This is a genomic window from Megasphaera sp. An286, from assembly GCF_002163455.1.
Lineage (GTDB): Bacteria > Bacillota > Negativicutes > Veillonellales > Megasphaeraceae > Megasphaera > Megasphaera stantonii.
Map to the genome: position 1 here is coordinate 1 of NZ_NFIY01000037.1, position 5,435 is coordinate 5,435.

General features: G+C 51.9%; 5 protein-coding genes. All 5 read right to left on the reverse strand.

The window, feature by feature from the left end; translation table 11 throughout:
- Positions 1-49: 49 nt before the first annotated feature.
- The 5 genes from B5F80_RS10980 to B5F80_RS11000 all read right to left on the reverse strand — a co-directional run bounded on the left by B5F80_RS10980 (position 50) and on the right by B5F80_RS11000 (position 4,831).
- Entirely contained in the window at positions 50-271 is a 222-nt protein-coding gene (locus tag B5F80_RS10980) for a hypothetical protein (protein WP_087478861.1), read from the reverse strand.
- 133 nt (positions 272-404) lie between these two features.
- Positions 405-893, reverse strand: a complete 489-nt coding sequence (locus B5F80_RS10985) for a dihydrofolate reductase (protein ID WP_087478862.1) — start codon at positions 891-893, stop codon at positions 405-407.
- Positions 894-1,685: a thymidylate synthase gene (locus B5F80_RS10990; protein ID WP_087478863.1), complete on the reverse strand. Its 792-nt coding sequence runs from the start codon at positions 1,683-1,685 to the stop codon at positions 894-896.
- Between the two features lie 5 nt (positions 1,686-1,690).
- Positions 1,691-3,520 carry a DNA helicase RecQ gene (recQ, locus tag B5F80_RS10995; RefSeq protein ID WP_087478864.1) on the reverse strand — a complete coding sequence of 610 codons (1,830 nt, stop codon included), beginning with the start codon at positions 3,518-3,520 and terminating at the stop codon, positions 1,691-1,693.
- Between the two features lie 123 nt (positions 3,521-3,643).
- Positions 3,644-4,831, reverse strand: a complete 1,188-nt coding sequence (locus B5F80_RS11000; RefSeq protein WP_087478865.1) for a PLP-dependent aminotransferase family protein — start codon at positions 4,829-4,831, stop codon at positions 3,644-3,646.
- Between the last annotated feature and the right edge of the window lie 604 nt (positions 4,832-5,435).

Consider the following 5,435-nt stretch of genomic DNA (forward strand, 5'->3'; position numbering starts at 1 on the left):
TGGGCTACCATACGCCGTCAGAGCTATTTGATGCATTCCTCGATGAAGTTTATGCTAGTGAGTGTGTTTCCTGATTATGGTTGTTCAAATTCAACTTGCAATTTACCATGCCAAATAAGACTATGTTTTGGAGCATTTCCAATACCCCGTTTTCCCAAGCCAAATAAGGCGGCATGACATAGCCAAGGGGCAGCAGCAGGACAGCATATACGGCAGCACCGCGCTGCATAGCCGATACGTACAAACGGCGGCGCATGTCTTCTTGCAACACAATACATCACTCCTATAAATCATAAACTTACAGCACGCAGGCTCTGGTACTATTTTACTATGTTTCAGTACCATTCTCAATAGGAAGTTTTGCAGAAACGCTGCGGCGCCGCCTTGCCATGCCGCTTCTTATTCTATTTTCTGACATAATGGACAAACGCGAAGTCATGCCCCTTTCCTTCTTCGGCCGTATGCTCTTCCCGCTCGCAGATCCGCCACTGGCTCCTATCGAATTCCGGAAAAAACGTATCAGCCGGAAAAACGTCGTCGATTTCCGTCAAATACAGGCTGTCAGCCTTGTCCATAAACGCTTCGTACATGGCCGCGCCGCCGATGATGAAATAGTCTTCGCCGCCGTCCATGAGGCGGCAGGCCTCGCCGACAGAATGGCAGACCTGAATGCCTTCATGGGCCTCGCCATAAGCGGCTTGTCTCGTCACAACAACGTGAGGCCGGCCCGGCAACAGGCCCGGAAGGCTTTCAAAGGTCTTGCGGCCCATGACGATGGTATGTCCCATCGTCAGCGCCTTAAACCGCTTCAAATCAGCCGGAATATGGCACAATAAGCCGTTGTCCTTGCCGATGCCCCCGTCGCGGGCTACGGCAGCAATCATATGTATCATTTACACAGCCACCTCCATGGGCAGCTTTCCTAAATGCCGGTAATTATCCAGGGCAATATCGTCGGGCGTAAAGGCGTAGAAGTCGGTAATATCCTTAGCGATGACGAGCTTCGGTGCGTCCATGGCTTCGCCGCGGCGGGCCAGCTGCGTTTTGAGGGCTTCTACGTGGTTTTCATAAATATGGGCGTTGTTGATGACGTGCGTAAACAAACCCGGCTGCAGGCCGACGGACTGGGCAATGAGATGAATCAGCACGGCATACTGCGTCATGTTGAACGGCACGCCTAACCCCATGTCGCCGCTGCGCTGGATGAGCATGCAGTTCAGGCGGCCATCCGTCACGTCCCACAGCGTCTGGAAGGCGCAGGGCTGCAGCGCCATATCCGGCAGGTCTTCAATATTCCACAGCGATACGATCATGCGGCGGTTCTGCGGGTCGTTGCGCAGCATGTCGAGGAGCTTGTCTACCTGCTTGTATTTCCGTATCTGATAGCCGTAGGCCTTGCCGATGGTGCCGTCGGGCCGCATCCATTCGTCCCACACGTGGCAGTTCATTTTCTGCAGTTCCCGCACGTCGTTGCTCTGGAGCTGCCAAATCCAAAGGATTTCCTTGACAGCCGTCTTGAAGGCGACGAATTTCGTCGTCAAGATGGGAAATTCTTCAGCTAAATCAAACTGCATGATTTGATGGGGCAGCTTATATGTCGGTACGCCCGTGCGGTTATTGGCGTAATAGCCTCGTGTTAAAATGTTTTCTACAATATTTAAATACTGCGTATCAGCAGTGCTCATGAGTATCACCTCTGGTTCTGTATGTACGATTCGATAACGTGAATAAACTGGTTTCCGTACTTGTTCAGCTTAAAGTCTCCGACACCCTTAATCTGCGCCATGGCCTCCAGGCTTAGGGGCTTCTGCGCCGCCATTTCCCACAGCGTCGCGTCAGAAAAGATGACAAAGGGCGGAATATGCTCGCGCTGCGCCAATTCGTAGCGCCTGGCCCGCAAGGCGTCGAATAAGGGCCGCAAGGCATCTTCGTCGATAACGGAGGCTTTCTTTTTGACCTGCCGTTTCGGAAGGTCGATTTCCGCATCCGGCGGCGCGACGACCCGCGCTTGTACGACCTGACAGTTGCCGGCCAGCACGTCCTGTCCCGACGCAGTCAGGGAAAGAACAGGATATTTTCCTTCCGACTGCTCCAAGTATCCGTCTTCGACAGCCTGCTTGACCATATCGCGAATTTCCGGTCCCGAATAGGACTGCAGCAGGCCGAAGGACGATTTATTCTGAAACCCGTAGCGCTTGACCTTGGCATTTTGGCTGCCCTTCAAGATATCGCAGACCATCGTCAGGCCAAACCGCCCTTTCAGCTCGTCGACGCACTGGCAAATGTTGCGCACTTCAAAGGTTCGGTCTTCTTCTACAGTCTCCTGGTCGCAGTTGCCGCATTTTTCGCAGCGCTGCCACGACGGCTCCTCGCCGAAATACGTTAAGATGTAGCGGCGCAGGCAATGCCATCCTTCGCAGTACTGAACCATGCGCTGCAGCATGTGGAACTCCTTGTCCTGCTGCTGCGGATCCTGGACGGACATTTCAATGAGATACTTCTGAATCATAATATCCTGCCGGCTGAACAACAGGATGCACTCGCCCGGTCCGCCGTCCCGTCCGGCCCGTCCCGCTTCCTGATAGTAGCTTTCCAGATTTTTCGGCATCTGGTAATGGATGACAAAGCGGACGTTGCTCTTGTCGATGCCCATGCCGAAGGCGTTCGTCGCCACCATGACGTCGATATTGTCATAGGTAAAATCGTCCTGGGCCTTTCGCCGCGCCTCGTCGCTCATACCGGCGTGATACTTGCCGACGCGCACGCCCCGGCGGCGCAGCTCGCCGTACAGCCGCTCCACTTCCTTGCGCGTCGCCGCATAGATGATGCCGCTGTCCTGCTTGTGCCGCTGCAAATACGCTAGGATAAACATCGTTTTATCTGCAGGAGATACGACACGGAAATATAAATTAGGCCGGTCGAAGCCGCCAATAAATACCCGTTCGTTTTGCAGCCCCAGCAGATTCATCATATCGGCCTTAACCTTTTCCGTCGCCGTCGCCGTGAATGCCCCGACGACAGGACGGCGCGGCAGCCGAGCCAGCCATTCCTTCACGGCGCAGTAGCTCGGGCGGAAATCATGGCCCCATTGTGACACGCAGTGAGCCTCGTCGATGATGAGCATCGCAATCGGCATGGTCTGCATGAAGGACGAAAAGAATTCGTTCTGCAGCCGTTCCGGCGACACGTATACTAATTTGATCCGCCCGGCCCGTATAGCCGCAAAGCGCTGCTTTGCCTCGTCGAAGGAACACTGGCTGTTAATATACGTCGCCGGAATCTGCTGGTTGACCAGCGAGTCGACCTGATCCTTCATCAAGGAAATGAGAGGCGACACGATGAGCGTAATCCCCGGCAGCAGCAGAGCCGGCACCTGAAAGCAAATCGACTTGCCAGCCCCCGTCGGCATGATGGCCAGACAATCCCGCCCTTCCAGCAGGGTATCAATGACCTTCTCCTGGCCGGGCCGAAAGGACTCGTAGCCAAAATATCGTTTTAATATATCAATAGGCCGTGCCATACGCTCCTCCTTATCCAACATTACATAATACAGTTTATTGTATCATGCATTAGGGTTCAGCACAATGACAGGCATAAAAAAGACACATGCCGTAAGACATGTGCCTTTTGCTGCATGACAATCTTATTTTGCCAATTCTTCCTTCAATACGTCGCCCAAGCGTTTGATGCCTTCGACAATGCGGTCTTCCGGCATGTTGGAGTAGTTCAGACGGAAATGGTTGGCATTGCCGCCGTTGGGGTAGAAAATACCGCCCGGAACATAAGCAACGTCCTTCGCCAGGCATTTCGGCATTAATTCCTTCGCATCCATGCCTTCGGGCAGAGTAACCCAGGTGAACAAGCCGCCCTTCGGATAGGTAAAGGTAACGCCTTCAGGGAAGTATTTTTCCATGGACTGATACATGAGGTCGCGGCGTTTCGCATACAATGCCGTAATTTTAGCGATATGCGCTTCCATGTCAAACATCTTGAGGAAGTATGCTGCCTGACGCTGACCGAAGGTAGACGTACCGAGGTCGACGGCTTGTTTGAATTTTACGAATTTATCGATGATTTCCGGATTTGCTACAATCCAGCCCAGGCGCAGGCCCGGCATGAAAATCTTGGAGAACGAGCCGAGGAAGACGACCTTGCCCTGCGTATCCATCGATTTCAAAGACGGCAGCTTTTCGATATCGTAACGGATTTCGCCATACGGATCGTCTTCCAATACGACGACGTCGTACTTATTGACGATATCCATGAAGGCTTTGCGCCGTTCTACAGGCCAGGTAATGCCCGTCGGGTTCTGGAACTCCGGAATGACGTAAATCATGCGGATAGAATCATCGGCAGCCAAGATCTTTTCCAATTCTTCCGGAACGATGCCCTGATCATCTGTCGGAACTTCCGTATATTTCGGTCCGACAGGGTCGAAAGCCATGATAGCGCCCATGTAAGACGGGCTTTCCATCAAAATCGTCTGGTCCTTGTCTACCAAAATCTGAGCCAGAATAAACAAGGCTTGCTGCGAACCTGTCGTGACGACGACGTCTTCAGGCTTGCAGTCTACAAAGAATTTATCCTTCATGCGCTTGCAGATTTCTTCGCGCAGAGGCACGTAACCTTCCGTCGTGCCATACTGCACGGCTTTACGGCCTTCTTCATTGTAAATGGCTTCGTCGACCTTTTTCATTTCTTCAATCGGAAATAATTCCGGAGCAGGCAAGCCGCCGGCAAAGGAAATCACTTCCGGTTTTTCTGTCAACGCCAGTAATTCAGCAATATCGGACGCCTGCAGCGTCTGAGCAAAACTAGAAAATCTTGTCATAATACTACACCCCTTAAATCGTAGTTATCAAATTTCCCCAGTGCATAGTATTATATCACTTTTATACCTATAATGCAATTAAAACAATTGTTAACGATATAAAACGCTTAAAAAACTAAATCGTTTGACCCGATTTTCATGTACAGGAAAAAAGAACGCATACATGATGTATACGCCTCCTGCTGGCGCTCGTCGCACCTATCAGTCGGGTCTGCACACATGAATATTTCTTCTAACATATTCTGTTTGCGCAAGGACCCGACATAAGCGATTCGCACAAGTTTGCGCGTCGCGTCTATCTGTTTAGGATATCTCCATCAGGGCTTCGAATCGGCAGCCTTTGCAACATAGGCCTATCAGCCTTCTATCTCATTTCTCCCGATTCGAAGTAAGCGACTCACGACCGTTTGCGCGTCGCTGCGCTCCTTCAAACGGTGTTCCCTGCTTATGCTTATCCCAGGGTAAGCCCTGGGTGATAGTATAGAAGATGCTGATTACAAAAAGAGAGCAGTGCCAATGCACTGCTCTCTTTTTGTAATCAGCGGCTTCCTATCCTCCCAGGGGGCCTCCCCCCAAGTACTTTCGGCGTTTGCGGGCTTAACTG